At 37.1% G+C, this 24,852-nt stretch carries 27 protein-coding genes, 2 tRNA genes, 1 other RNA gene and 1 pseudogene; 23 read left to right on the top strand and 8 right to left on the bottom strand.

The genetic code is table 11. The annotated features are described in order from the left end of the window. Window positions 1-7: 7 nt before the first annotated feature. The 10 genes from ACIFPW_RS07085 to ACIFPW_RS07040 all read left to right on the top strand — a co-directional run bounded on the left by ACIFPW_RS07085 (window position 8) and on the right by ACIFPW_RS07040 (window position 8,225). Complete coding sequence (locus ACIFPW_RS07085; protein ID WP_430243121.1) at window positions 8-1,204, top strand: cation:proton antiporter; 1,197 nt, start codon at window positions 8-10, stop codon at window positions 1,202-1,204. A 215-nt stretch (window positions 1,205-1,419) separates the two neighbouring features. Next, window positions 1,420-2,526, top strand: a complete 1,107-nt coding sequence (gene hppD / locus ACIFPW_RS07080) for a 4-hydroxyphenylpyruvate dioxygenase (RefSeq protein ID WP_242057460.1) — start codon at window positions 1,420-1,422, stop codon at window positions 2,524-2,526. A gap of 42 nt (window positions 2,527-2,568) precedes the next feature. Next, window positions 2,569-3,198, top strand: coding sequence for a flavin reductase family protein (locus ACIFPW_RS07075; protein WP_430243119.1), 630 nt, complete (start codon window positions 2,569-2,571; stop codon window positions 3,196-3,198). Between the two features lie 5 nt (window positions 3,199-3,203). Then, complete coding sequence (locus ACIFPW_RS07070; RefSeq protein ID WP_194222568.1) at window positions 3,204-4,133, top strand: fumarylacetoacetate hydrolase family protein; 930 nt, start codon at window positions 3,204-3,206, stop codon at window positions 4,131-4,133. Further along, window positions 4,096-5,253: a homogentisate 1,2-dioxygenase gene (locus tag ACIFPW_RS07065; protein ID WP_430243117.1), complete on the top strand. Its 1,158-nt coding sequence runs from the start codon at window positions 4,096-4,098 to the stop codon at window positions 5,251-5,253. The genes ACIFPW_RS07070 and ACIFPW_RS07065 overlap by 38 nt, the downstream gene beginning before the upstream one ends. 106 nt (window positions 5,254-5,359) lie before the next feature. Continuing rightward, window positions 5,360-5,435, top strand: a tRNA-Arg gene (locus tag ACIFPW_RS07060). A gap of 215 nt (window positions 5,436-5,650) precedes the next feature. Continuing rightward, window positions 5,651-5,824, top strand: coding sequence for a hypothetical protein (locus ACIFPW_RS07055; RefSeq protein WP_430243115.1), 174 nt, complete (start codon window positions 5,651-5,653; stop codon window positions 5,822-5,824). 9 nt (window positions 5,825-5,833) lie between these two features. Continuing rightward, window positions 5,834-6,190 carry a Pycsar system effector family protein gene (locus ACIFPW_RS07050; protein ID WP_430243132.1) on the top strand — a complete coding sequence of 119 codons (357 nt, stop codon included), beginning with the start codon at window positions 5,834-5,836 and terminating at the stop codon, window positions 6,188-6,190. 11 nt (window positions 6,191-6,201) lie between these two features. Continuing rightward, window positions 6,202-6,738, top strand: a complete 537-nt coding sequence (locus ACIFPW_RS07045; RefSeq protein WP_430243113.1) for an ImmA/IrrE family metallo-endopeptidase — start codon at window positions 6,202-6,204, stop codon at window positions 6,736-6,738. A 5-nt stretch (window positions 6,739-6,743) separates the two neighbouring features. Next, window positions 6,744-8,225: a hypothetical protein gene (locus ACIFPW_RS07040; protein WP_430243111.1), complete on the top strand. Its 1,482-nt coding sequence runs from the start codon at window positions 6,744-6,746 to the stop codon at window positions 8,223-8,225. A gap of 21 nt (window positions 8,226-8,246) precedes the next feature. On the opposite strand, the gene ACIFPW_RS07035 is transcribed toward ACIFPW_RS07040, so the two are convergent. The 6 genes from ACIFPW_RS07035 to ACIFPW_RS07010 all read right to left on the bottom strand — a co-directional run bounded on the left by ACIFPW_RS07035 (window position 8,247) and on the right by ACIFPW_RS07010 (window position 13,269). Continuing rightward, window positions 8,247-9,410, bottom strand: coding sequence for a tyrosine-type recombinase/integrase (locus tag ACIFPW_RS07035; RefSeq protein ID WP_430243110.1), 1,164 nt, complete (start codon window positions 9,408-9,410; stop codon window positions 8,247-8,249). Between the two features lie 228 nt (window positions 9,411-9,638). Continuing rightward, a complete protein-coding gene (locus ACIFPW_RS07030; protein WP_430243108.1) occupies window positions 9,639-10,100 on the bottom strand; it encodes a hypothetical protein in 462 nt (153 codons plus the stop codon). A 67-nt stretch (window positions 10,101-10,167) separates the two neighbouring features. Then, a complete protein-coding gene (locus ACIFPW_RS07025) occupies window positions 10,168-11,163 on the bottom strand; it encodes a recombinase family protein (RefSeq protein WP_430243107.1) in 996 nt (331 codons plus the stop codon). Then, a complete protein-coding gene (locus ACIFPW_RS07020) occupies window positions 11,156-12,523 on the bottom strand; it encodes a recombinase family protein (protein ID WP_430243105.1) in 1,368 nt (455 codons plus the stop codon). Before ACIFPW_RS07020 ends, ACIFPW_RS07025 begins: the two co-directional genes overlap by 8 nt. Then, window positions 12,513-12,719, bottom strand: coding sequence for a hypothetical protein (locus ACIFPW_RS07015; RefSeq protein WP_430243103.1), 207 nt, complete (start codon window positions 12,717-12,719; stop codon window positions 12,513-12,515). Before ACIFPW_RS07015 ends, ACIFPW_RS07020 begins: the two co-directional genes overlap by 11 nt. Window positions 12,720-13,032: 313 nt before the next feature. Then, on the bottom strand, window positions 13,033-13,269 hold the full coding sequence (locus ACIFPW_RS07010) for a helix-turn-helix domain-containing protein (protein ID WP_430243102.1): 237 nt from the start codon (window positions 13,267-13,269) through the stop codon (window positions 13,033-13,035). A 418-nt stretch (window positions 13,270-13,687) separates the two neighbouring features. On the opposite strand from ACIFPW_RS07010, the gene ACIFPW_RS07005 reads away from it, so the two are divergent. Continuing rightward, window positions 13,688-14,440 (top strand): SHOCT domain-containing protein, encoded by a 753-nt coding sequence (locus ACIFPW_RS07005; protein WP_430243100.1) that lies wholly within the window; start codon window positions 13,688-13,690, stop codon window positions 14,438-14,440. 390 nt (window positions 14,441-14,830) lie between these two features. Continuing rightward, a pseudogene (locus tag ACIFPW_RS07000) lies at window positions 14,831-14,944 on the top strand (excalibur calcium-binding domain-containing protein); the annotation flags it as partial. A gap of 258 nt (window positions 14,945-15,202) precedes the next feature. Here the strand turns inward: ACIFPW_RS07000 and ACIFPW_RS06995 are convergent. After that, window positions 15,203-15,865 (bottom strand): hypothetical protein, encoded by a 663-nt coding sequence (locus ACIFPW_RS06995; RefSeq protein ID WP_430243098.1) that lies wholly within the window; start codon window positions 15,863-15,865, stop codon window positions 15,203-15,205. A gap of 1,278 nt (window positions 15,866-17,143) precedes the next feature. Here ACIFPW_RS06995 and ACIFPW_RS06990 point away from each other — a divergent pair. The 3 genes from ACIFPW_RS06990 (at window position 17,144) to ACIFPW_RS06980 (ending at window position 19,475) form a co-directional block, all read left to right on the top strand. Continuing rightward, window positions 17,144-17,635, top strand: a complete 492-nt coding sequence (locus ACIFPW_RS06990; protein WP_430243096.1) for a hypothetical protein — start codon at window positions 17,144-17,146, stop codon at window positions 17,633-17,635. Window positions 17,636-17,692: 57 nt separating this feature from the next. Beyond that, window positions 17,693-18,406 (top strand): hypothetical protein, encoded by a 714-nt coding sequence (locus ACIFPW_RS06985; protein WP_430243094.1) that lies wholly within the window; start codon window positions 17,693-17,695, stop codon window positions 18,404-18,406. An 82-nt stretch (window positions 18,407-18,488) separates the two neighbouring features. Further along, window positions 18,489-19,475, top strand: a complete 987-nt coding sequence (locus ACIFPW_RS06980) for a hypothetical protein (protein WP_430243093.1) — start codon at window positions 18,489-18,491, stop codon at window positions 19,473-19,475. 35 nt (window positions 19,476-19,510) lie between these two features. Here ACIFPW_RS06980 and ACIFPW_RS06975 read toward each other — a convergent pair whose 3' ends face one another. Next, a complete protein-coding gene (locus ACIFPW_RS06975) occupies window positions 19,511-20,134 on the bottom strand; it encodes a cysteine hydrolase family protein (protein ID WP_430243091.1) in 624 nt (207 codons plus the stop codon). A gap of 100 nt (window positions 20,135-20,234) precedes the next feature. Between ACIFPW_RS06975 and tadA the strand changes: the two genes are divergently transcribed. The 8 genes from tadA to ACIFPW_RS06935 all read left to right on the top strand — a co-directional run bounded on the left by tadA (window position 20,235) and on the right by ACIFPW_RS06935 (window position 24,612). Continuing rightward, window positions 20,235-20,741: a tRNA adenosine(34) deaminase TadA gene (tadA, locus tag ACIFPW_RS06970; RefSeq protein WP_194222625.1), complete on the top strand. Its 507-nt coding sequence runs from the start codon at window positions 20,235-20,237 to the stop codon at window positions 20,739-20,741. A 33-nt stretch (window positions 20,742-20,774) separates the two neighbouring features. Continuing rightward, window positions 20,775-20,867, top strand: a tRNA-Ser gene (locus ACIFPW_RS06965). A gap of 99 nt (window positions 20,868-20,966) precedes the next feature. Further along, window positions 20,967-21,233: signal recognition particle sRNA large type (ffs, locus tag ACIFPW_RS06960), an RNA gene on the top strand. A gap of 140 nt (window positions 21,234-21,373) precedes the next feature. Further along, window positions 21,374-23,071, top strand: coding sequence for a DNA polymerase III subunit gamma/tau (gene dnaX / locus ACIFPW_RS06955; RefSeq protein WP_194222573.1), 1,698 nt, complete (start codon window positions 21,374-21,376; stop codon window positions 23,069-23,071). A gap of 43 nt (window positions 23,072-23,114) precedes the next feature. Further along, complete coding sequence (locus tag ACIFPW_RS06950) at window positions 23,115-23,435, top strand: YbaB/EbfC family nucleoid-associated protein (RefSeq protein ID WP_370314437.1); 321 nt, start codon at window positions 23,115-23,117, stop codon at window positions 23,433-23,435. Between the two features lie 11 nt (window positions 23,436-23,446). Continuing rightward, on the top strand, window positions 23,447-24,043 hold the full coding sequence (gene recR, locus ACIFPW_RS06945; protein WP_194222575.1) for a recombination mediator RecR: 597 nt from the start codon (window positions 23,447-23,449) through the stop codon (window positions 24,041-24,043). 17 nt (window positions 24,044-24,060) lie between these two features. Further along, window positions 24,061-24,276, top strand: a complete 216-nt coding sequence (locus ACIFPW_RS06940; protein WP_194222576.1) for a YaaL family protein — start codon at window positions 24,061-24,063, stop codon at window positions 24,274-24,276. Between the two features lie 69 nt (window positions 24,277-24,345). Then, window positions 24,346-24,612 (top strand): pro-sigmaK processing inhibitor BofA family protein, encoded by a 267-nt coding sequence (locus ACIFPW_RS06935; RefSeq protein WP_194222577.1) that lies wholly within the window; start codon window positions 24,346-24,348, stop codon window positions 24,610-24,612. Window positions 24,613-24,852: the final 240 nt, after the last annotated feature.

Below are 24,852 nucleotides of genomic sequence, written 5' to 3'. Positions count from 1 at the left end.
TGAAATCATGGATTCTAATCAGATCTTAATTTTACTGTTCATCGGTTATTTAGTTTATACGATTGATAAAAAGCAAAAAAACTTCCCTGCACCTCTGGTCTTATTAGGTTTAGGAATAGGACTTTCTTTTCTTCCGTTCTTCACCTCCGTACATATAACGAAAGACATTATCTTTGAATGGTTTCTACCTGCTCTTCTTTTTATTTCTGCGTATCAGTTTCCGTTTGCTCATCTAAAAAAGCACGCGGGTATTATTGCCGCATTAAGCACGCTGGGATTACTATTGAGTGCTCTTCTCCTCGGTAGTTTATTATTTATTATGAGCGGGCCGTTACTTCCATTATCATTTGTTGGGGCTTTATTAATTGCTTCTATTCTTACACCCACTGATCCCGTCTCTGTGGTCTCGATTTTAAAGCAGGCTTCAAAAGATCCAAAAATAGCAGATGTGGTCGAAGGTGAATCGATGGTGAACGATGGAACGAGTATCGTTCTTTTTACAGTGTTCGCTGGCATGTATCTTGGTGATGAGAGCTTTTCTATTAGCTCGTTTATTTATGACTTTGCTCTTGTGTCAATTGGAGGAATTGCGATCGGAGCGATATTTAGTTGGATTGTCTGTCGAGCCATTTCTTTTACACACCAGCGACAATATCAGGTGATGCTAAGTATCGTGCTCGCTTATGGAAGTTTTTATGTAGCAGAAAATCTTGGTGTGTCAGGAGTTCTCTCCGTCGTTGCAGCTGGAATCATGCTTTCACATGAACTTGATGGCTTTATTAAAGAATCACACTATAGAGAATACCTTAATAGCTTCTGGGAAGTTGTTGAGCCAAGTATTCTGTCATTGATTTTTCTATTGATTGGGATTGAATCAACAAACTATCTTGATTTTAACTACTGGGTATTTGCAGGATTGATCTTTCTCGCATCTGTAGTTGTTCGTTTCCTTGTGCTTGCAGGTATTATTAAATCATTTACAGCCTGGCGTAATGAATTTAATTGGAAAGACATTTCGCTTGTTACCTGGTCCGGCATACGGGGAACGATGTCGGTTGCACTTCTTCTAAGTTTGGAATCTGAGTATGGTTCAGGAGATAGTACGCTTATCTCTCTCACGTTTGGGGCTGTGTTGCTATCTCTTGTTTTTCAAAGCGTGACGATCTATCCGATGTCTAGTTATTTTGAGAAAAAAGCGAAATGACCTGTGGTGTAAGCGAATTCTGCGATATTTTAGTTTTCCCGCGAAAACTGCATTTATTTCCGCGATATAGAGAAGGCGCCGTTTCTAAACGCTCGTCTTCGCTTTTCATTTACTGCGTTATGGCTTTAGCATATGTTCTTGAAATGTTTGGAAAAAAACTATACGTTTAAGCTGAGTGACAAACTATATTTGGAGGGATGATTGTGCAGGAGCAAATGATGAATCAAAATCAACAGGAAACGGCTGATTTTTTCCCGGTGCGTGATGTGGATTATTTGGAGATTTATGTTGGAAATGCGAAACAGGCTAGTCACTATTTTTGTAAGGCGTTTGGATTTACGCCGGTAGCTTATTCAGGGCTTGAAACAGGGGATCGTGAAAAAGTATCTTATGTGCTGCAGCAAAATAACATTCGTCTCGTTTTATCAGGTGCACTGTCGAATGATCACCCAATTGCGGAGTTTGTCAAATTGCACGGAGATGGCGTTAAGGATATCGCTCTTACTGTAGAGAATATTGATAACGCTTACAAAGAAGCTGCTGAGCGAGGAGCGATTGAACTAAGTCCACCGAAAGAATATAAAGATGAGCATGGCGTAGTGAAGATGGCGGTTATTGGTACTTATGGTGATACCATTCATACATTAGTTGAACGAAAAAACTACTCCGGGCTTTTTCTTCCTGGGTTTAAGAAGTTTGAAGGGAAAATCCCTTCAAAGGAAACGGGGTTACTTGGTATCGATCACTGCGTTGGGAACGTGGAATCAATGGAAGAGTGGGTTTCTTACTATGAAAATGTGATGGGCTTTAAGCAAATGATTCATTTCGATGATGAAGACATTAGCACAGAGTACTCTGCGTTAATGTCGAAAGTGATGCACAATGGGGGACGCATTAAATTCCCGATCAATGAGCCTGCAAATGGGAAACGTAAATCACAAATTCAAGAATACCTCGATTATTACAATGGTCCTGGTGTGCAGCATATTGCTGTCCTGACGAATGATATTGTTGATACAGTTGCAAAACTTCGTGAGGGTGGAGTTGAGTTTCTTGAAACACCAGATGATTATTATGATGCGCTTACTGAGCGAGTAGGTGAGATTGATGAAGAGATAAGCAAACTACGCGAGTTAAAAATTTTAGTGGACCGTGATGACGAAGGGTACTTACTTCAAATTTTCACAAAACCTGTTGTCGATCGACCAACGTTATTTATTGAAGTTATTCAGCGTAAGGGTGCGAAAGGATTTGGAGAAGGAAACTTTAAAGCGTTGTTCCAAGCGATTGAACGAGAGCAGGAACGAAGAGGCAACTTATAGAAGATTATCTTCAATCTGCTTTAAGAAGGAGTTGCCTTTTTCATGAAAGTTCAACCGAATACTTTGGGATGGAAAGATGCCTATAAATTATTGATTGGATCTATTCTACCTCGGCCGATCGCATTTGTATCCAGTATAGATGAGAGCGGTGAGACGAATCTTGCTCCTTTTAGCTTTTTTACAGGGATATGTGCGGATCCTATGATGGTTTGCTTTTCTCCGATGCGAAAGGCTGGTGCAGGAGATAAGAAAGATACGCTCTTAAACATTGAAGAATCAAAGGAGTTTGTGATCAATATCGTTGGTGAGAAAATTGCTGAACAAATGAATGAGTGTGCTACGCCTTTTCCAAAAGGGAAGGATGAATTTCTGGAGGCTGGACTTACAAAAGTAGAAAGTGAGCTAATTCGTCCTCCTAGAGTGAAGGAGAGTGACGTTCAGCTCGAATGTGTTCTTGATCAAATCGTTGAGTTTGGTGAGCATGAAGGCTCAGGTAGTCTCGTTATCGGAAAAGTTGTGATGGTTCACGTGCGTGATGAGTTATATAAAGATGGCAAGATAGATACGGAGATGCTCCAACCAGTTGGGCGTTTAGCGGGTCAGGAGTATACGAGATCTATAACAGATACATTTACATTGAGACGAAAAACATCTCCTGATGGAAAGAGCTGAGGCCGTTGAAGTTCGTTACTTTCGAAGTAGAGGGTAGAAGACAAGCTGGTATTTATAAGGACTCGCGTATTATCGGATTACATGAGGCTTCTAATGGTGTTATTCCAGAAGATCTCATGAGGATCATTGTCGACTACCCGCGTTATCAACCGCTTATTGAAGCATGTATAAATGGTGATTATGAACTCGAAAACGTTACTCTATATGCGCCTCTTCCGCGTCCACTGAGCATCCGAGATTTTTATGCCTTTGAAGAACACGTGGTCACTGCACGAGGGAAAAGAGGGCTTGGTGTTGTGCAAGAATGGTATGAGCTTCCGGTCTTCTATTTTTCAAATCATCTTGCGGTCAAAGGACCAGGGGATGTAATTCTACGACCTAAAGCATGTGAAAAGCTAGACTATGAATTAGAAATTGCATGCGTCATTGGAAAAGAAGGGCGCAACATAAAAGCAAATCAGGCGAAAGACTACATTTTCGGTTTTATGATTATGAATGACTGGAGTGCGCGTGATCTTCAAGCACAAGAAATGAAAGTCGGCCTAGGTCCAGCGAAAGGAAAGGATTTTGCTACTTCCTTCGGTCCCTTTCTAGTAACGATTGATGAGCTTCCTATGGAACATGGGAAGCTTGATTTACAAATGGAGGCATTCGTAAATGGCGAGCGTTATTCCTTGGGAAATGCGAAAGATATGTACTATTCCTTTGGTGAGATCATTGAACAGGCCTCCCGCAATGTTACCTTATATCCTGGAGAAGTACTCGGTTCAGGCACGGTGGGAAGCGGGTGTATTCTTGAACAGACAGATCGTATCTTTCTACAGTCCGGCGATAAAGTTGATTTAGCTATTACGAACCTTGGCACGCTTTCAAATGTCGTGGGGGAGGAGGAAGAGTATGGTTTACTATCGAAAAATGGGAGAGGTTCCTTCTAAACGACATACAACGTTTAAAAAAGAAGATGGTTCCTTATACAGGGAACAAGTGATGGGAACGAAAGGATTTTCGGGTATTCAATCGATCTTGTATCATCACCATTTTCCAACAGCAGTGACAGATGCGACCTTTCTAAAGAATATAGCACCAGAGTATGAGACAGAAAGCGCTCTTCGCCATCGTCATTTCCGAACAGCACAGTGCGACAAAAAAGGTGATGCAGTTGTCGATCGATGTTATTTCCTAGGGAATGAAGATGTGATTCTCGGGATCGTGAATCCTACGAAGACAATGGATTACTTTTATCGTAATGGGGATGGCGATGAACTTTTCTTTATTCATCACGGTTCAGGGAAAATCGAGACGATGTTTGGGGAAGTCTCTTATGAAGCTGGCGACTATATTGTCATGCCAATTGGAACCATTTACCGCGTTATTCCAAAAGGGGAGGATAATCGCTGGTTGGTTTTAGAAGCAAACAGTGCCATTACGACTCCGAGGAGATATCGAAACGAATATGGGCAGCTGATGGAACACAGTCCATTCTGTGAACGAGATTTCAACGGGCCAGATCGTCTTCTATCTTTTGATAAAAAAGGATCGTTTGAAGTAGTAACGAAAACACGTGGGGGGTTGCACCGCCATATGTTCGATCATCATCCGCTTGATGTTGTCGGCTGGGATGGCTACCTTTATCCATGGAAGTTTAATATCAACGACTTTGAGCCGATTACAGGGCGAGTGCATCAGCCGCCACCAGTGCATCAAACCTTTGAAGGTCATAATTTTGTCGTCTGTTCCTTTGTGCCAAGGCTCTATGACTATCATCCAGACGCCATTCCAGCACCTTATTTTCATAGCAACGTTGATAGTGATGAAGTGCTTTACTACGTTGAGGGGAATTTCATGAGCCGGAAAGGTATTGAGGAAGCGTCGATTACCCTTCATCCTTCAGGTATCCCACACGGTCCGCATCCAGGAAAAATTGAGGCAAGCATCGGCAAAAAAGAAACGCTTGAGCTTGCTGTAATGATCGATACATTCCGACCACTTAAGGTCATTGAACACGTTCAGCAATATGAAGATGAGAATTATATGAAAAGCTGGGTCACAGAATAACGAATTGGGGAAATGAACGGCAGTCGCGTGATCACTTGATCACGCGATGATTATGTTGCACGATGCTTTTGCTTTTATGTATTTTCATGTATAATGTTATTCATTCGGCCCCGTAGCTCAGGGGATAGAGCAACGGTTTCCTAAACCGCAGGTCGGAGGTTCGATTCCTCTCGGGGCCACCATTTAAATCCTTATAAGATAAGGGTTTTTTATTTTGCCTTTTTTTAGAATATATAATTGGGCACGTATTTGGGCCCAAATTAAAAACAACTTAACAAACAGAAGTACATATACATATATTTATCGGAATATTATAAAAAATAATTAAGGATGATGAATTTGTGGTATATTTAGCATATAAAGGATTCGAATAATAAAAAAAGAGGAATTGTATACTATGGTTCAAGAAGATGTAATTGATACTCTTCAAATGATTTACAAAGATACTGCTGACTGGTTGAAATTTGTGGAAACGAAAAATGCTGCACTTTTAACTTTAACAGGTGTCATTTTATTTGGAGAAATTAGAATAGTCGTAGGTATGCAACCAACTAACTTAATTCACAACTAGGCGCTTTATATTAACTTAGGAATATTATGTTTCAATTTAATTTACTTATTGTTATCTTTTGTCCCCCAATTAAAGACCTCAAAGAAGAGGTTAGGTGAAAGTTATAGTTCTTCCTTTTCTAACTTGTTGTACTATGGAGAAATTCACGATATGTCCCCATCAGGTTTTGTTAAAGGTGTATATAAAAATTACTTTAACCAGAATATTACCCACCCTACAAAAAGGGAGACCGATTTTGCTGTTCAAATTCTTTCTTTATCCGTAATTACAGTTAGGAAAGCTGCTACTTTTAGACTAACTACCTTCCTTACAATTTTTGCAATAATAATACTTTTACTTTCAATTATTTGGAAATCCATAACCTAGGAGGGGTTAAGTTGATTAACTCTATTTATATTGAGGAGCTAGCTTCAACTATTCGTGAAGAATTAGGTTTAAATATACCTACCCCAGTTGAAGATGTACCGAATTTATTAGGGGGAAAGTTACAATTTGTTGATGAAGTTATTAAGAGTAATGAAAGCATAGAGGCAATGATTAAAAAAGTTGAAAATAGCTTTGAGATAAAAATAAAGAAAAATGGTTACGAAAAAAGAGATAGGTTTTCAATAGCACACGAACTAGGCCACTTATTTTTGCATATGGGATATATTATCGAAGATGAATTATGGTCAAGCACAGAGGAATATACTGACTCGGTTTATTTTAGGTACGGTTATGGCACAGAAGAAAAGGAAGCTGATCAATTTGCGGCTTCATTTCTAATGCCCAAAGACAAATTCATAGAAAAAGCAGAAGAAAATTTATCAGGTGGAGTTTTTCAGCTAAGGCCAATAGCAGATTATTTTAATGTGTCATTAAAAGCTGTTGAAATAAGAGGTGTATCTTTAGGGTTATTTAACCGAGAGGGGTAGATACTGTGCCTGACAAAAGTTCAAAAGATGAAAAAGATTACCTCCGGGATGTACTTGATAAACAAGATGTTGTTACTAAATCTCTTAAAGAACAAATAAAAGCTAAATTCCAAGAGAAAAACTTTAAAAAAGTAACTAATGAAGAATATTTTAATGGGTTGTATCTATTTTATTCTTTCGATTTAGTAAATTCTACAGCCTATAAAGCAAAAAACCTCATAGTATGGCCAACAGTATTTAAACAATTTTATGATGCAACCCTTAAAGAAGCTCAAACATTTCATCCGAATGTTAAAGTTTGGAAGTATGTTGGAGATGAAATTTTGTTATACAAGAAAATTGGAGATTTAAAGGAACTGGTTAATGCTCCTTCAAATACTTTTAATGCTATAGAAACAATAACTACTAGGTTACACAATTTTGAAGAAAGTACAAAGGGTGTTCTTTTCCTTAAAGCTACATTATGGATTGCAGATATAAAATGGGGAGGGAACTTAAATGAAGGCATTGATGCTAGAAATATAGTTTTCCCAGTAAATCCAGAATATCCTTATCGTAGTGGAAATGATTCAACTCGAATAGATTTTCTAGGTCCAGATATTGATATGGGCTTTCGAATCACGAACCATACCGAAAAATCCAAGCTATTAATTAGTGCCGAACTAGCTTATCTCCTATATTGTAATCGCGGTAAAGTAGAAACTACTTCTACTCCGAAATATAGAGTAGAGGATAATTTAAGAATAGTGGGATTTGAAAAATTAAAAGGAATATGGAATGGAAGAAGGTATCCAATTGTTTGGTACCATAACAACTGGAATACTAATTCCTTTGATTATGAGGAAATCTATGAATCAGAAAAAGTAAAGAAACTGAAAAATGATGAATTTACTCGCATTGATTTAATATCTAAAGTATTTTCAGATGTTAATAGATCGGAAATTGTAAAAGAATACATAGAATCAATAGAAGAAAACCAAATAAGGGAACATAGTAAAGATTCAATTGAAGCAGCGTTCGATGATATCCCTAGGGAAAAACTAGCTGAAGTTCACGCAGCAGCAATCTGTTTCACCAGGGATAAAAGATTGATGATAGCAAAAAGGTCATCACACAAAAGTAAATTGAAAGGTCTATGGGAGTTTGGTTGTGGCCAGTTGAAATTAGACCAAACTATTAAAGACTGCATTAAAGTTAACTACAAAAATGATTTTGCTGCTGAGATTGATTTTATTAAAGAAGATCCAATCCCCGTAACAACATATGTAGTTAAAGCTGAAAGAGAGAGAAAAATACCAGGAATATTGTTTCTAGGAATTGTTGAAAACCCTGAGTACGTTTTGAACCACTTCTCAAAAATAAGACATAGTGAAGTTAGATTTGTAAGTATGGAGTACTTAGATGAAATTGGCAATGATGAATGTGTACCTGACTTTAAGCAATCAGCAAGACTTGCATTCGAGGAATTAGAAAATAATTTAAGATAAGAATTTTTAAAGGAGGTTTAATTAAACCTCCTTTAAAAATATATTCTCTAATTTTATAGCTGCGTCTCGATCTTTAGATTTAAGCGCGTGACCGTATTTGTTAATGGTCATAATACCATCCGCGTGACCAGCTCTATGAATTACCGTTTTAATATCGACGTTATTTGCAAGGAGTAACGTAATATTGGTGTGTCTTGTAGTGTGAAAGGATTTCACGGGAAATTGGTTTTTCCTTAAAAATTTTTTAAACTCACTGTTAACAGTACTTGGATGCATCGGCTTTCCATTCCATTGTGTAAATAATCGATTGTGTTCTATCCATAGTTCTTGTTGTAATTCCTTTTGTTTATCTTGAGAGATTTTTAGTTTCCTTAATAACAAAAGTTCTGAATCAGAAATGGATAAAGACCTAATTGACGTCCTTGATTTTGGGATGTCAGTATAAATACCAGCTTTAGGGTTGTACAAACTTGTTTGTTTAATATGTAATTCTTTTGCTATGAAATCAATATGTGACCATTCAAGCCCTAAAAGCTCACCTTTACGTAGACCAGTTGTAAAAGCTAAGGTATAAAGTGTGGCATATTTAAAATCTTCCTTAGCAAGTGCATTAAGAATTTCGATAGCTTCTTCTTCTGTATAAAAGTCAGCTTCTTTTTGCGCTACCTTTGGAGGGGTAACTTTATGAGCAACATTTTGCGCTAATACATCCCATTCCAAAGCATCTTGCAGGATCGCAGAAATACAGTTGTGATGGTGTTTTATAGTTTGGTTAGATAATCCGCCGGGCTTTCCATCCATTCTGATCCCATTATCCTGAAGGTTTGAATAAAATTGTTGTAAGTGTAATGGTTTAAGTTTCTCGATAGGAATGTGTCCAATGGTAGGGAAAATCCTATTAATTAACATTTGCTCATATCCATAAACTGTACTCTGTTTTAAGTTCTTCCTTGCAAAACTGTCCAACCAAAATTCAGCGAATTCTTTAAAGGTTTTTTTGGGACTTTCAATAAAGGTTCCGGCTTCTATTTCCGTAATGAACTTCGCGAGTTCTTTTTCTGCTTCTCTTTTACTTTTTGCCTTGATAGTTTTCCGATGTTGTATTCTCTTACCGTTTCCATCAGTTCCTTGACTCACTCTTAATCGATAAGTGTCTTCTCCTCGTTTTTCTAAACTTCCTGCCACGATTATTTCCTCCTTAAGAAACTTCGATACGATCATTTATATCCAATAGCCAAGTTTTCATACAAATTCTATTGTTATTTTCGGTAATATGGACAAATAAAAATTTACATATTCGGTAATACGACCTGCACGGTATACCGTACAGGTCGTATTACCGAATTTATTTCTCTAAAACCCCTTAATATAAGGGGTTTCTTTCATAGAGGATCAATCTCGAAATTTTACTGTTTATGCAGTTTCGGTTTTATGACCTTGAAGGTCTTTTACATATTCGGTTATTCGACTCATATGATTCTCTAATGCAGCAAAAGGGGTTAATCTGTATTCAATTGACAAAGATCCATCGGATAAGTTTAGATCGACGTTATTAAAAAATAACAAGCAAAGCACTCTAATTGCAGTAGTATCTAGCTTATTAATCTCTATATCTGTAAAGTTTCCAAACAAGTTGCTGTTCTCATTATTTTCCAACCAATAATTTAGTTCATTTGTGACTGACTCAATTTCAGTCATTTTATTATCAATATCTTGAATTACCTCAGTAAAATATTCTGATTGATATGCATTTGATTGATTGCTGCTTATTTCAGAATTGCTTACTATAATTTCTCTATGATTGGTTAAAATTTTACTGTTGTTATGAAGCTCTTCTATGAATAAAGACAGGACAGTAGTTAATTGCCTCTCCATATCTTCTAAAGTGCTTTCCCAATCCTTTTGAAATCTTTTAATTAATACTTTGTGTAAAGAGTCAACTTCAATGCTTTTTTTTACAATGATTGCACCGATACTTCAAATATTTATTTTTGCTTTTTGCTGGAGTATCAACCTTAGTTGTTAACTTTTCATCGCATTTATCACACGTTAATATACCTCTGAATAAAAAAGGCGTATCAAATTGTTTAGGTGTTGTTTTAAGTTTTTTTATCTGCTCTACGATCGATAATACTTCTGGGGGGATAATAGCTTCATATACGTTCTTTTCAAGAAATAGTTCATTTTGATGTTTGGAATCAGTACTAAAATTTCCTTTCTTTCTAACATTCCAAGTGAGATGACCAGCATAAACCATTCTATTTAAGATACTAGCTATTGTATTCTTATGCCATCCCTTATTGTTAGGGGAAGGAGCATCACTATTATTTAGTAGTAATGCTATTTTTTCATTGCTATATCCCCAACTTGATAAATAGAAAATAAATCGTACAATTACAGCATCTTCATTGGGATATAACTTTTGCTCATATGCAGTATAACCAAAGGGGGCTCTACCTCCAGGGCGTATTTTCTTTGACAATGAAGCCTTCTGAGTATCAATTGACCTTAGGGATTTAATAATTGATTCTTGACCAGCAAATATAAGCTTAAGTATCGTCATTACGTCATTAGGATTCCATTCTTCTTTAGTTTGTGTTGAATAAAATTTACAGTTTGGTTTTTGATTTTTTAAAGGAAGGTACACATCTTTGACGAAACTTTCAATAGATCGATCGATTCTACTTTCTTCGTAAAAGAAAATAGCCTCTGCTTCATCCTTTAAAATGTTATTCATTGCTTCCTTTAAACCCTTCCTTTGACCGGCTGAAGTACTATAGGCACTTACAGCTTTATCCACACACCAAAGAATTATTTCGTAACCCTCTTCTTCAGCTTTATTAAGAATTTCCCTTTTTTGAATTTCAAAAGAGTTATTCCCATTTTGCTTATGATCAGATTTTCTTAAATATCCAATCCCTTTCCTTTTTTCAACCACAATTTTCTTCCTCCCATAATTCTTTGAAATAAAGTTCAAATGTTATGTCGGTGGTTCCAATATAGATGTTTTTAATTATCGATTTTATTAGAGAGAAATATTTATCAGTATTAATTTCTAGATGGTTTGATAAGTTTAGGTTATTAATTACTTCTTGAATCCTATACTTCTGTTGCTTGATATTATCAAGTTCAATATTCACAGACATTGCCTCATTTTCTAGATTTATTATCTCTTTTAATTCCACTTGAGACTTTTCGTTATGGGCATTTAAACAGTAGGAGTATTTAAGTTTACTAATTTTTTTATTTAAAGAAAGTGCTTCTTTACTCAAATGCTTTTCTATTTTCAGTAAACTGGTACTAATAATGTTTTCAATCACATCACGTTGGCATCTTTGTAATGTCTCTTCAAGGATGTTCTTTACTTGATGGTTAAGTTCTTCAGCCAAAATAATCAGTTTTTTATGATCGGTACAAGAAAAACTTCCAATTCGGTCTTTCGAAATACTATATTGCAATTTTTTATTACATATCGCGCAGATAGGGGAAACTACCTTGTTCGAGAAGTGATCAGCCTCAGTTTCAGTAAGTAAATTTCCGTAAGGTTCAATAGTATCTTGAACTCTTAGGAAAAATTCAAAACTAATAATTTCTTGAACGTGAGGCAAGGGAACGTAATTCGTTTGGCTTTTGTAATAACCAGCATAAAATGGATTAAATAGCATTCTGAAAACTGTCTCAATTGGTCTTTTAGTAATTTTTTTGTATTTAAGTAATAGATTATATAAATCGTCTTTACTCTTAACACTAATACAGTCTTCAAAAAGTGAAGTAACTATCTTAGCTTTATGCATATCAGGTATGTATTTTTTCGAGTTTTCCTCTTGCAATTTGGTATAACCATAGATTCTTGGTGGATATTGTTTTCTAGAATCAGAAGTTCTTTTCCCGATGTTTTCTCCTTCTACTTGAGACATTAATGCAAAGATACTCTCATTTTGTACTGAATGCGTAAACGGCGGGTGATTTGAAGCAGTGAAAATAACATTAACACCAAATTTAATTAGTACTTTAACAACCTGTATGTACTCAAATGTATTTCTTGCGATACGATCTCTATGATAGACGATAATGGTGTCAACCTTGTTGTTCTTTACTAATTCTAGTAATTCTGAAATACCCGGTCGGTTCTCTAGTGAGTTTTTTGTTGCAGAGACACCATCGTCGTGAATAGATTGTATTAACTTTGGATTATATTGCGATAAGTATGTATTTGCAGAAGCAATTTGCATCTCTTTATTTTGATTATCAGAACTTACTCTCGTGTACATAACTACGAATTTATTTTTAGCGATCATTATATTTCTCTTTATCATCATATATCTCTCTTCTATATTTATTATTATCTAAGGCTCTTAGTAATTGACCCTTAAGTTCAGGACTTATATTCAATTTTTCAATTAAAGCTCCCTCTATTAAGTGATTTAACCATTGGCTTGATTCATTGGGTAACTCTTCACTATATGAGACTTTAACCACTCTTAAATTCACCATCCGCTATCGCTCCAGTCAGTTATAAGTTTGTAATAGTAATTGACAGAGCGATTCGGTTTTATACCTAATTAGCGTTTTTATCCTCTGGGGTGCTTTCAAAGAAAGTAAGTTGTTTTATATATGGCGTTCCTTTAACTACTCTTTTTTTAGTGACTTTAATTGTTTTCAATACCGGCATTACCATTAATTAATACCTCCTCTGATAGACTCTGACTAAACTTTTCAATTAGCGATCTGCATATTTGGTAATCCTCACAAGAGTGTATACAGTTATGCAACCATAGTGGTATTACCATTGGTTCAGTATCGCTTCTCATATTTCTATTCTCCTAAGATTTCCATATGCGCTATCTTCTTCAATATCAACTGAAGTTCTTTCTTGATCATTCATCCAATCCTCAAGACTATTAACTCTAAAGAGCACTCTTTTACCTGCTCTTATGTGAGGTATCTGCTTCTTTTTAGCTAAATCTAATAAATGCCAGTAACTAATTCCTATGTATTGTGCAGCTTCCTTTGCTGTAAGAGTAGTTCTGATCGTTGTTTTCATAATAGTATCCCCCTAATTTTTGTGTAACATTTCAAAGTGCTAGGATTATATTCCACTGTTTATTGAAAAAACAATAGTTTTGAAAAAGTTATTTACTATTTTTTTGTTATAGACATAGTAGCTACCTCCTTGATGAATAGTAATAAGTTAAAGTGCCAGAATTATATTCTATTGGATTATAAAAAAACAATAGTTTTAAAAAAAGATAATCATCTTTTTTAAAGTTAAATCCTAGACTCCAGAAGGTTACTAGTATGGTATAATATGGTTGATTGTTAGGTTGGACTTGATTATTACTTAGAATTATTAATTTGCAATTACTCTTTTTTCCTAGTCTTTTAATGTATTAATTTGGTCATTTTGTAATAGGTATATGCTATTTGAATGGGGTGGCAAAATTAAATTAGGGGGTTACAGGATGAGCTTTTGGAAAAAAATCGTAGGCCAAACCGAACTTACTCCGGAAGAAAAGGCAAATAGAGAAGCAGTCCAACAAGAGAAGAAAAGAAAGCGAGAAGAAGAAGCAAAACGTTTCAAAGAAGAGCAAGATCGAAAAAGAGAACAAAAACGAATAGAAAAAGAGAGAAAAAAAGCAGTTGAGCTAAAGTCAATTGGACGTTTTTTTGGCCCTGATCCAAGTATGGGTAACAAAATAACTTATGCTGCACACAAAGAAATTTTTGAATATGTAGAAAGGCACCTTATAGCAGATGATGAAAATGTTTTAGGTGTCATTCAAGCTGAATACGATAAAACTAAAAAAAGAGAAATTAAGGGTATGCTGTTTGCTACAGAAGTAAAAGTTTTTTTTGCTTTTGTGAGAGGCAACAATCAATTTATTGAAGAATTTGATTATTCCAAAATGAAAGGCATTTCGCTTGCGAGAGATGGATTTACTTCAAAAGAGCTTTACATTGACTACGGAAGAGGCAGGAAAAAATTTGACGATATTATTGATGACGGAAACTTTAAATCTTTTTTAAGTGTTGTAAATGCAAAAATAGCTCAGTCAAGAAATCAGCCTGTATCAAAAGAAAGGTCAAACTTCAAATCAAATAATCCGGATACAACTGATAAATATAAACAGTTGGAGCACATAGGTAAATTAAAAGATAAAGGCATATTAACGGAAGAGGAATTTCAACAAGAAAAACAAAAAATATTGAATTAAGCGAGGTGCAAGTTGAGAATATTACGTTGGCTGTTAAGTATTGTAGCTATTTTGTTTTCATTAATGATGTGTATCATTACTCCATATGCGTTTATAGGATTCATTATTGTTTCATTCGGTTTATATCAAAGTTCACAAAAAAGAAAAGGGAAATTAACTTTATCTAAACCTGGATTACTGACTTCATTAGGAATTATTTTTAGTTTAGTTATTGCAATAGTTTTGTCTGAGCCAGTTGAAGAAACTGCGCAAGTTAAACAAAATACAGAAGTCGCTAGTGAAAAAGAGAATCAAGAAAAGAAAGCGGCAGAAGAAGCTGAGAAGAAAGCAGCAGCAGAGGCTGAGAAGAAAGCAGCAGAGTCAGCCCCGGCTACAACAACAGTAGAATCATATCAGAACTGTACAGAGCTAAGAAAAGCTTATCCGAATGGGGTAGGAGCCGATCACCCAGCTTATGAATCAAAACACGATCGGGATAAAGATAATTGGGCTTGTGAGCGATAAACCCTAAAGGTTAGATAAAAGAAACGCCAATTTCTTAACCGGTTCCGATACCTATGAAAAAACTTAATATATAAGTTAGGTGTTTGTGTAAAAAATCAGCTATTATCACACTCATCACTGTCAAAGGCCAATGGCTATTAGTTATATTTATAAAGAATTAGACTCGAACATTTAACGAATGAATATGGTTAATCTTCCTGCAAAAGAAAAAGGTACAGTTGACTTTAGACAACTGTGCCTTTTTTATGTTTTAAGCTTTCAATATTTTTCTAATAATATTCTTTCATAACGCGTTCGATCATCAAGCATTTTCAAAAAATTTTCTGGGTAATTCTCTGGATAGTCTTCATCTTTCCGATGCTTTAGAAAAAATTGATGTGGAATGTCATCAATGTAGTAAAATTTCAATCTTGCTAAAAACGAAGGAACACTGTCATTTTCGCACCGAATTTGAAATTCTTCCATAAGTTTTGGATGATGTTCGAAATAGGATGATTTAAATGTCTTTGATTTGTATAGGTTTACGTATTCCGTGTAATCTCTTAAATGGATGGCAGCGCGCAATTTTTTCTCGAGGGTTTCTAAAGAGTGAGATTCGTATAAATTTGTACTAAATCTCAGCAAGCCATAGACCGGGACGATAGATAAAGCTGGAGATGGAGTCGATTTAATATTCATTTTTATAAAGTAGGTAATGGCTTTTTCTAAATCCTCTAACTCTTTTCTATTATAAGAAGAAGGGTTATTAATCGCGTCTTTTGCTTGCTTGTGTATGAGGACTCTTTCGCTTGGATTAGAAAAAAACTCACTTATCGACCTAACGATCTTAGTACCAGTTTCTTTAATTAAAATTGAAATAATTTCTTCTCCAAGTGATTGAAAACGATCAGCTTGTTTGGTTTTAAAATCAGAATCACCCATTATTATCTCCTTTCAGCACTAATTGTTAATTACTCTCCCTGAATCGAAAAGATTTAGATGTAGTATCCTTGGCGATGTTGAACAACTTCCCGCTCATTACTCACATACCATATGTTCTCTTCCCGCGTTGTTTAGAAATAATACTTTCGCAATGGAGCCAAGCGATCATATTCAGCTTGAAGATCAGCTAATTTTTGTCTTTGGATTTTCACGTACAAATGTACGAAAAAGGTTATCGAACCGAAAAATAGAAATGGCCCAGAAGTGTGATCAGGGGAAAATATCAAAGGAATTGAAGCTGAGAAAGTTAAAAACCAGCAAAATATCAGGATTCCAAAGGCGGTTTGAGTGTGACGTTCTTTTTCAATAACTACGTGCAAAAGTAAGGATTGGGATCAGTATTTCTATTTTCTTCAACTAAAGGAGGTTGAGATTTAGAAATGTTGATTTTTGATTTCGAGTTAGTTTTCTTCAAGTTAACTTTTTTCACAGTTCAGACTCCCTATTGAGTTCTAATTTAAACTAAAATACGCGGCTGTTCCTTAATTCGTGTTGTGTGTTGTACCTAGTTAGTTTTTTATTTTTAGCTTGCATAGTAAGTTCGATGTCTAATGCATCGAGAATTTTTAATAAGTTATCGATTGTATAGTTTTCATTGAAAGAAAATAATAGTGACTGTACTAACCGAGCGGGATTAGTACAAATTGATTATATGCCAGAAATTTCTAAAAGTAAATATTATTAACAGTTATATTTACATAATAATCATTCTTGCTGAAAGGGTTTAGAGTGGCTTTCGAACCCTGCAAAAATAAGCATAGAATACTATCCAGTTTATTGATGGAAGACGTGGCCTAATTTCTCTTCGGAGATACTTAGAAAATCAGAGCATTCCGATCCTGCTTAGTGCAAATCTTGGGACCACAATGGGCACAAACTGTTAAATAATGTGCAATCACATAATAATTGAGACTAATAAGAAGAACAAAAAATCACCGCTATTACAGCATTCTGTAATATATTGCATTTCAATCTAGTAAGATGTAACGGTTTCCTAAACCGTGTGTCGGAGGTTCGATTCCTCTCGGGGCCACCACTTAAATCCTTATGAGATAAGGGTTTTTTATTTTGTTCTTTTTACCCTCTATTTTCTTCATTATTCATTTCCTTCTTTTTTACTTCAACCCTATTATTTATAAAGCCAACTTCATAAAAGGAAACACCAATCCATTTAGCGAAAGAGTAACGAACGATTCACTGGAAATGAGTGAGCTGATGATGGGGAAGCGTAAATGGTTTATGCTCATTGTTCTTTTAGGAGCAGCTTTTATCACGTTTACATTTATCGGAAAGGAAAAGAAGATTTTCGATGACGTTTTAACTGTGGAAAAGGCTGATGATATCGTCCCTTACTTTAAAAGCACCACTCCTGGACTTGAACTAGCAATAAAGTCAGGAGATTATCAAGCATATGAAGGTCCTTCACTACCAAAAGATTTTAAAATAAACGTGGATAGCTTCTGGTACTCTCGACACAATGTCTTTGTTTTCTATCATGTTGATGTGTCGGATAGTAAGTTTGTCATAACAAGAGATAGAGAAGATCTCCTTAAAATTGATCAACTTGTGATGGAAGATGGTTCGGATAAAGCATCTGTATTGGAACTCGTTGAAACAGGTGAAGGTGTACTGTTTGAAGATGACTATTATATGAAAGGAACGTTTCAAGCTGTTACTCATTCTGAGACAAACGAGCCTCTTCAAAAATGAAATGGAGCACTAAAAGCAATTGTAAGTGGAAAGCGATCTGCTACCGTTGAAGTGCCTGTGTCTTATGAGTACGAAAAGGAAGAAAAGATCATAAGACAAATAAATGAAACAAAGAAATTTGTAGAAACAATTGTCACTGTTACTCAATGGGAGAAGACGCCCTCTGATAGTCGTCTCATACTAAATAGCAATTCTCCTCTTTCAAAAATCGTTGAAATGGATTTGAAGATCTCAACCAATGAAACAGAGATAGTGCCGCTAATAGTAGAAGAGATCAGCGGTCAATACTCAGTATCTTTTCCAAGTGGAACCGAGCTACCGGAAGCCATCCAATTCTATGGGCTGATTGGCGCATCTTCAAAGGAAATTATTTTCGAAGTTGATCCGAATCAATATGAAATTTATAAGCAGATTAAAGAATCGACTTACACGCATCGAGTAGATGAACCTATCACTAAGATGTGTGGTGCTGAAATTGTTAAGGAGACTCTCTATTATGATGATCATGGAGTTACATTTCACTTACTAGTGAATCAAATTGCTACGGAAGGTCTTTCCTTAAATTTGTTGTATAAAGACCAGATCTTGATAGAAGCCGTCAATGAGAGGAATGAGAAACGTCACTTGAGATTACTTGGGGATGAAGAAGATCGATTGACGTTTAAGATTGACCGTGGGTTTTATGAACGGTCTGAAATGATTCAAGTTAAATTAACGAATCTCCCCGTGTATGTGAAAATAAACTGGTTAATCAAACCTCCGAATGAGTAATGCTCATTGTTAAAAAATGCAAGCTAAAGCAACGTAAAGGTGATATGATAGAAATAGTATGGAGAGTTGGGAGGCTTTCAAGTTGGACGATTGGAAAGGGACTTTGGCAGAACTATTTCGTGCTGTTGGCATCAATCTTAAATCAGAGCTTTCTCCCGTGGTTGATGGTATAAAATCTGTTTTCTCAGATAATCCGTGGGGACAGCTTTTCTTATTATTGCTTATCCTTCTCATCATTGCTCAAGGTATGAGCGCGATTGCTCGGCAATATGATCGTGCTTTCAGGCAAACGATTGAGCGGAAGATGGAGACGAATTCACATCTACATAATTTTTTTAAAGGTTTTTTGCATCATAAGCGTTCAGAAGGCTGGATGAGAGACGCAGCCTGGCAACAAAAAGAGCTTCAGCGCTTTGATTTATATGAATTGGAATGGCTGAAAGCGGAACTTGCTACAGCAGAAAAAGACTTCCGCGATTATCGACCACAGACTTTTTTTGCTGGCACCCTTTTTTCGGTGAGCATTCTTTTTCTAATCTGGTATTATGATTGGACGATTTTCGAAAAGGAAGTTCTGACCATTTTGTTACCAGTTCTCCTTGTTATATGGTGTATGGGTCTCGTGTTTTATAAGGTTGGTATTAAGAAACGCTTCTATCAGTCTTTGGATACTAGCGTCCAACTGGCGATTTCGACAAAAAAGGTCCAGGATGTGATGATGTACATCGATTCTGATTTAAAGCGATATAAAACAGAGCGTGTGACAACTGACGGGGGATATTATGAAGTTGTTCGCTGCATGACCTGTCTTTACCATTCAAAATATCTTGAAGAAGTTCGCTTCCAGATCAATGATACGACCCTTGCCTTTGCGGCTAAAGAACGTGTGATTGAAGTTACAGTAAATAGCGGATTCGGCAATTCGTTTTTAATCGATCGTCTTGAGTTTAGAGACGGCTACTGTCAGAGTCTTCGTAAAGGTAGCAAGCTTTTCGATGATAAATTAATGGTTACGTATTTAAATGCTGCTTTTGAACAAAGACCGGCTTATTTCCAAACAAGCTCATAACAAATGACCCCTCTTCTATGGAAGAGGGGATTTTGTTATCCTTCATAAGCTGTTGTTGTATTTCGCTGATTCGCTTTTTCAATAAGGTTGTCAATATCCAATTCAGTTGAAGCTTGTGTAATGGCTTTTAAGTTTCCTTCCATTAAGCGGAGGGCATAGTCATTATCCTCCTTAACGTTAGAGGCACAGCAATCAGATGGTATATAAAGATCGTATTCCCTCATATAAGCATCATTCGCAGTAAAGAGCACACAAATGTTTCCTGCAAAACCAGTTAGAATAAGTGTGTTGACGTTCAAGAATTTGAGCAACGTTGAGAGTGGGGTTGAGAAAAAGCCAGAATGCTTCGGTTTCACAACAGTATAATCATCGTCTTCTGGCTCAAGGCGATCCACAAGATGTTGACCATTTGCTTCGGCTGCATAGTTGATGACCTTTTTGAAGTCAGATTGCCATAAGCCGTAATTATCATTAACATAGATAACAGGCATCCCTTTTGCTTTCGCTTCTTTTTTTAAAGATTGTATATTGTCTGCTGTTTTCTCTGTGTATCTAGCAAGAAGTTCAGCATCTTCGAAATCCATTGTATTGATCACATCAATTAATAAAAGAGCGGCAGAAGTAGTTTGATGGCTATGTTCAATGTGTTTCTTACCCATATGAACTCCTCTCCTTTAAATGAATTGGAATAATATGTAGTTTACCCAAACGATTAATAGATAAAACGACTGTAAAGGATGGAAATGAATGCAGGACCAAATTGAAAAAGATGAGCAGTTTATGCGACTTGCTATGACGGAAGCACAGAAAGCTTCAATCATAGGTGAAGTACCCATAGGCGCAGTCATTGTAAAAGATAATGAAGTGATTGCCTCTGCATATAACCTTAGAGAAACAGAACAACGATCTGTAGCACATGCAGAGTTGCTTGCGATTGATGAAGCATGTCGTAAAGTGGGGTCTTGGCGCTTAACTGACTGCACGTTATACGTAACCCTTGAGCCTTGCGCTATGTGTAGTGGAGCGATTGTTCTTTCTAGAGTAGAGCGTGTGGTCTTTGGTGCCTACGATCCAAAGGGTGGATGTGCTGGGACATTAATGAATTTATTGGAGGATCCACGTTTTAATCATCAAGCAGCTGTAACGCCAGGTGTTTGTGAAGAGGAATGTGGAACCATGTTATCAGCTTTTTTTCGTGACTTAAGACGAAAACGAAAAGAAGAAAAGCAGCGATCGTCAATCATTGAAAATCAGAAAGAGACGTGATATAGTTTTTTTGTCAAAGAGACAACGTTAGATGGAGGCGTACCCAAGTCTGGCTGAAGGGGGCTGACTCGAAATCAGTTAGGACGTTCACGCGTCGCGGGGGTTCAAATCCTCTCGCCTCCGCCAGTTGCATTTATCGGTGTAGTAGACCTGTTGCTAAATTGGTCGAAATACGATATACTTTATCTTGCACCATTCGAGTGCACAACAATGTTATCAAATTTGCCGTGCTAGGTGGGGAATTAGCGGTGCCCTGTACTCGCAATCCGCTACAGCGAGACTGAATCCCTTCCCGAGGTTTAGCTACTGCGGGGTCTGCCCTGAATAAGTGGTGTTGACATTCGGGTCCTGCGCAACAGAGTCCTATGAACCCTGTCAGGTCCGGAAGGAAGCAGCAGTAAGTAGGTACCCTCTGTGTGCCGCGGGAGTGCCCGGATCGAGCTAACTGTTCAGGTAACGCCTGTGGTTGCTTTATCAAAGGAAGGTGCACGGTTTACTTAATTTAAATGCTCAAACTCACTCTTTTAATAGGGTGAGTTTTTTAGTATCGTTTTATCTGATTGTCTTTTGAATTAGAAGCGGTGAAACGGTATAATAGAAATGTATGAAGAGGTTAGGAGGAGAGTAGGCGAATGAGTTATCAAGCGCTATACCGCGTTTGGCGACCGCAAACGTTTGAAGATGTGGTTGGTCAAGGGCATGTAACAAGAACAATTCAAAACGCACTCATGCAGCAAAAAATCTCTCACGCCTATTTGTTTACAGGACCTCGAGGAACGGGAAAAACGAGTGCTGCGAAAATTATTGCGAAGGCCATTAACTGCGAGAAGGCACCTGTTGCTGAACCATGTAATGAATGTTCAGCATGTCTCGGGATTACGGATGGTTCGATTTCAGATGTTATTGAAATTGATGCTGCCTCTAACACAGGTGTTGATGACATCCGTGATATTCGCGATAAAGTAAAGTATGCGCCGAGTTCTGTTTCTTATAAGGTGTATATCATAGATGAGGTTCACATGCTTTCAACTGGAGCGTTCAATGCCCTTCTGAAAACGTTAGAAGAGCCACCAAAGCATGTAGTATTTATTCTTGCGACCACTGAGCCGCATAAAATTCCATTAACCATCATTTCCAGGTGTCAGCGTTTTGATATGAGAAGAATTACGGCGCAGGACATCGTTGGACGGTTACAAACAATTATTAAAGCGCAGGATATAGAGGTAGAAGAAGATGCGCTTTATCAAGTTGCTCGAGCAGCAGATGGTGGGATGCGAGATGCGTTAAGTATTCTTGATCAGGCAATCTCATATAGTGAGGCTGAAGTTGTATTAGATGATGTGCTTGCAGTAACAGGAAGCGTGTCCCAAAAAATGATCTCGAAAATTGCGATGGCTTTCTACAATAAAGATGTGGCAGAAGCTTTGAACGCAGTAGAAGAATTAATGGATCACGGGAAGGATGCTGCTCGTTTTCTAGAAGACTTAATTTATTACTACCGAGATTTACTGCTATATCAAACCGCGCCTCAGCTTGAAGAAGTAGTTGAACGGGTAAAAATCGACGAAACGTTTCAGCACTTGGGAGATCGTTCTCGGAAAGAATGGATTTATACTGTTATTGAGACATTGAATCGATCGCAGCAAGAAATGAAGTGGACGAACCATCCACGAATCTTTCTGGAATTAGCGCTTGTTCAAATCTGCCAGGAAGAGACGAGTAGTCAGCCTATACAAGGTGGAGAAGACCAAAATGAACTACTTGATCGTATTCAAAAGCTAGAAAATGAGTTGAAAACGCTCAAGGAACAAGGCGTTACGGTTAAGCAACAAGAAGAAGGTTCTGAACCAAAACAGAAGAAACAATTTAAACCTTCCAGACAGAAATCCGGCGTATCTCATGGTAGAATAAAAGAGATGCTGAAGAAAGCTACTAAGCAAGATTTAATGAAAGTAAAAAGCGTGTGGGGAGAAGTGATGGAGAACGTTCGTCAGGAAAAAGTCTCAGCACATGCATGGTTGAAAGATAGTGAGCCGGTGGCCGCTACAGACAACACCTTTCTTTTATCTTTTCAGTATGACATGCATTGCCAGATGGCAATGAAGGACAACATTCGTGGAACGCTTGAACAAGTATTAGCACGAACGCTTGGTAAACAGTTAGAAATGGTTGCAATTGTGGAACAAGAATGGAAGGAAATTCGCACAGAATTCTTGAAAACAAGAGATGAACCAGAACCTGATCAAAAAGGGGCTGAACCGGCGGAAGATCCATTGATCGCTGAAGCAAGACGTCTTGTCGGCGATGATTTATTAGATATTCAAACATAAAAATGAACAATAACTAAGGAGGAATTTTTTTATGAAACGTGGCATGGGTGGCGGAGGAAACATGAATAACATGATGAAACAAATGCAAAAAATGCAAAAGGATATGGCGAAAGCTCAAGAAGAACTAAAGGATAAAATCGTTGAAGGTACAGCTGGCGGCGGTATGGTTCTAGTTAAAGCGAATGGTCATAAAGAAATCCTTGAAGTAATTGTAAAAGAAGAGGTCGTAGATCCAGATGATATCGACATGCTACAAGACCTTGTGCTTGCTGCAACGAATGATGCACTACGTAATGTAGATGAATTGGTAAACAAAGACATGGGCAAATTTACACAGGGTCTTAATATGCCAGGAATGTTTTAGGGGGTACGCAGGTGCATTATCCTGAACCAATATCAAAACTGATCGACAGTTTTATGAAATTGCCGGGAATCGGACCAAAAACGGCGGTCCGCCTGGCTTTTTTCGTTCTTGAAATGAATGATGATGATGTCCTTGATTTCGGAAAAGCGTTAGTTAATGCAAAGCGTCAGTTAACTTATTGTTCTGTGTGTAATCACATTACAGACACCGATCCTTGTCGTATTTGTTCAGATAGCCATCGCGATGAGACGATTATCTGTGTCGTTCAAGATGCTAAAGATGTTATTGCTATCGAAAAAATGAAAGACTACACAGGTTTATACCATGTTCTTCATGGTGCTATTTCTCCTGTTGAAGGTATTGGGCCTGAAGATATCAAGGTACCAGAGTTATTGAAACGTCTGCAGGATGATAAGGTAACAGAAATTATACTAGCGACGGACCCGACGATTGAAGGAGAAGCAACAGCGATGTATATTGCTCGCCTGGTTAAGCCTACAGGTATTCGTATTACTCGTATTGCTCATGGTCTCCCTGTTGGGGGCGATCTTGAGTATGCTGATGAAGTCACCCTTTCAAAAGCAATGGAAGGACGTCGTGAATTGTAGCATCAGGAGGGAAGCAAATGTTCTTCAAACGTAAAGGCTATTTGCGGAAAGACGCTGATGAGCGTTTGATTCAGACGCTATACGAATTAAAAGATGTATGGAACAATCAAAAAGAAATCGTAGAGCGCAGTGTTGAGCCTTCTGGAGCCGTTCTTGCGAAGCTTAAAGTGGATGAAGCAAAATACTTCTTTCTATTAAAAGAAGCAAAACGAAGAAAGATAAGAATGGGATAAACCTCCCGTTCTTTTTTATTTGGACAGACATATGCTTTAGTAATTCTGAAAAAAGAGCGGAGGCCTATTATGGATCCTAAACTTATTATTGGCTTATTTGTCTTCAGTATTGTTTTGCTTCTTTTTGTGGGGGCACCACTGAAGCCGATGCGTTGGATTGGGCAGGGGTTAATCAAGTTAGCAATCGGTGCATTACTTCTATTCTTTCTCAATACATTCGGCACTCCATTTGACCTCCATGTTCCTATTAATCCCGGGACAGCAGTGATCACCGGTTTTCTAGGCGTTCCTGGCCTTATAGCTCTGGCTGCAATTGAACTGATTTTGATAGGTTGAATGAAAAGGACTCATGTAACTAAAAGAGTCCTTTTTTTGTTTTTCTGAAATAACTTTTGAAAAAGGGGTTGCGTAACAGAGTTAACCCTGATATAGTTATATAAGTCGCCGCAACAACGCGGTTGACGCCGAAAAGAATTTCAAAAAAGTTATTGACGCTGACGGAGTTAATATGGTATATTAATAAAGTCGCTGAAATCGATATTGAAAGAAACAAATTGATCTTTGAAAACTGAACGA

Origin of the sequence: Pseudalkalibacillus sp. NRS-1564, from assembly GCF_050467905.1 — a bacterium.
In the GTDB taxonomy this organism is placed as follows: domain Bacteria; phylum Bacillota; class Bacilli; order Bacillales; family Guptibacillaceae; genus Guptibacillus; species Guptibacillus hwajinpoensis_B.
This window is presented reverse-complemented; position numbering and strand designations above follow the sequence as displayed.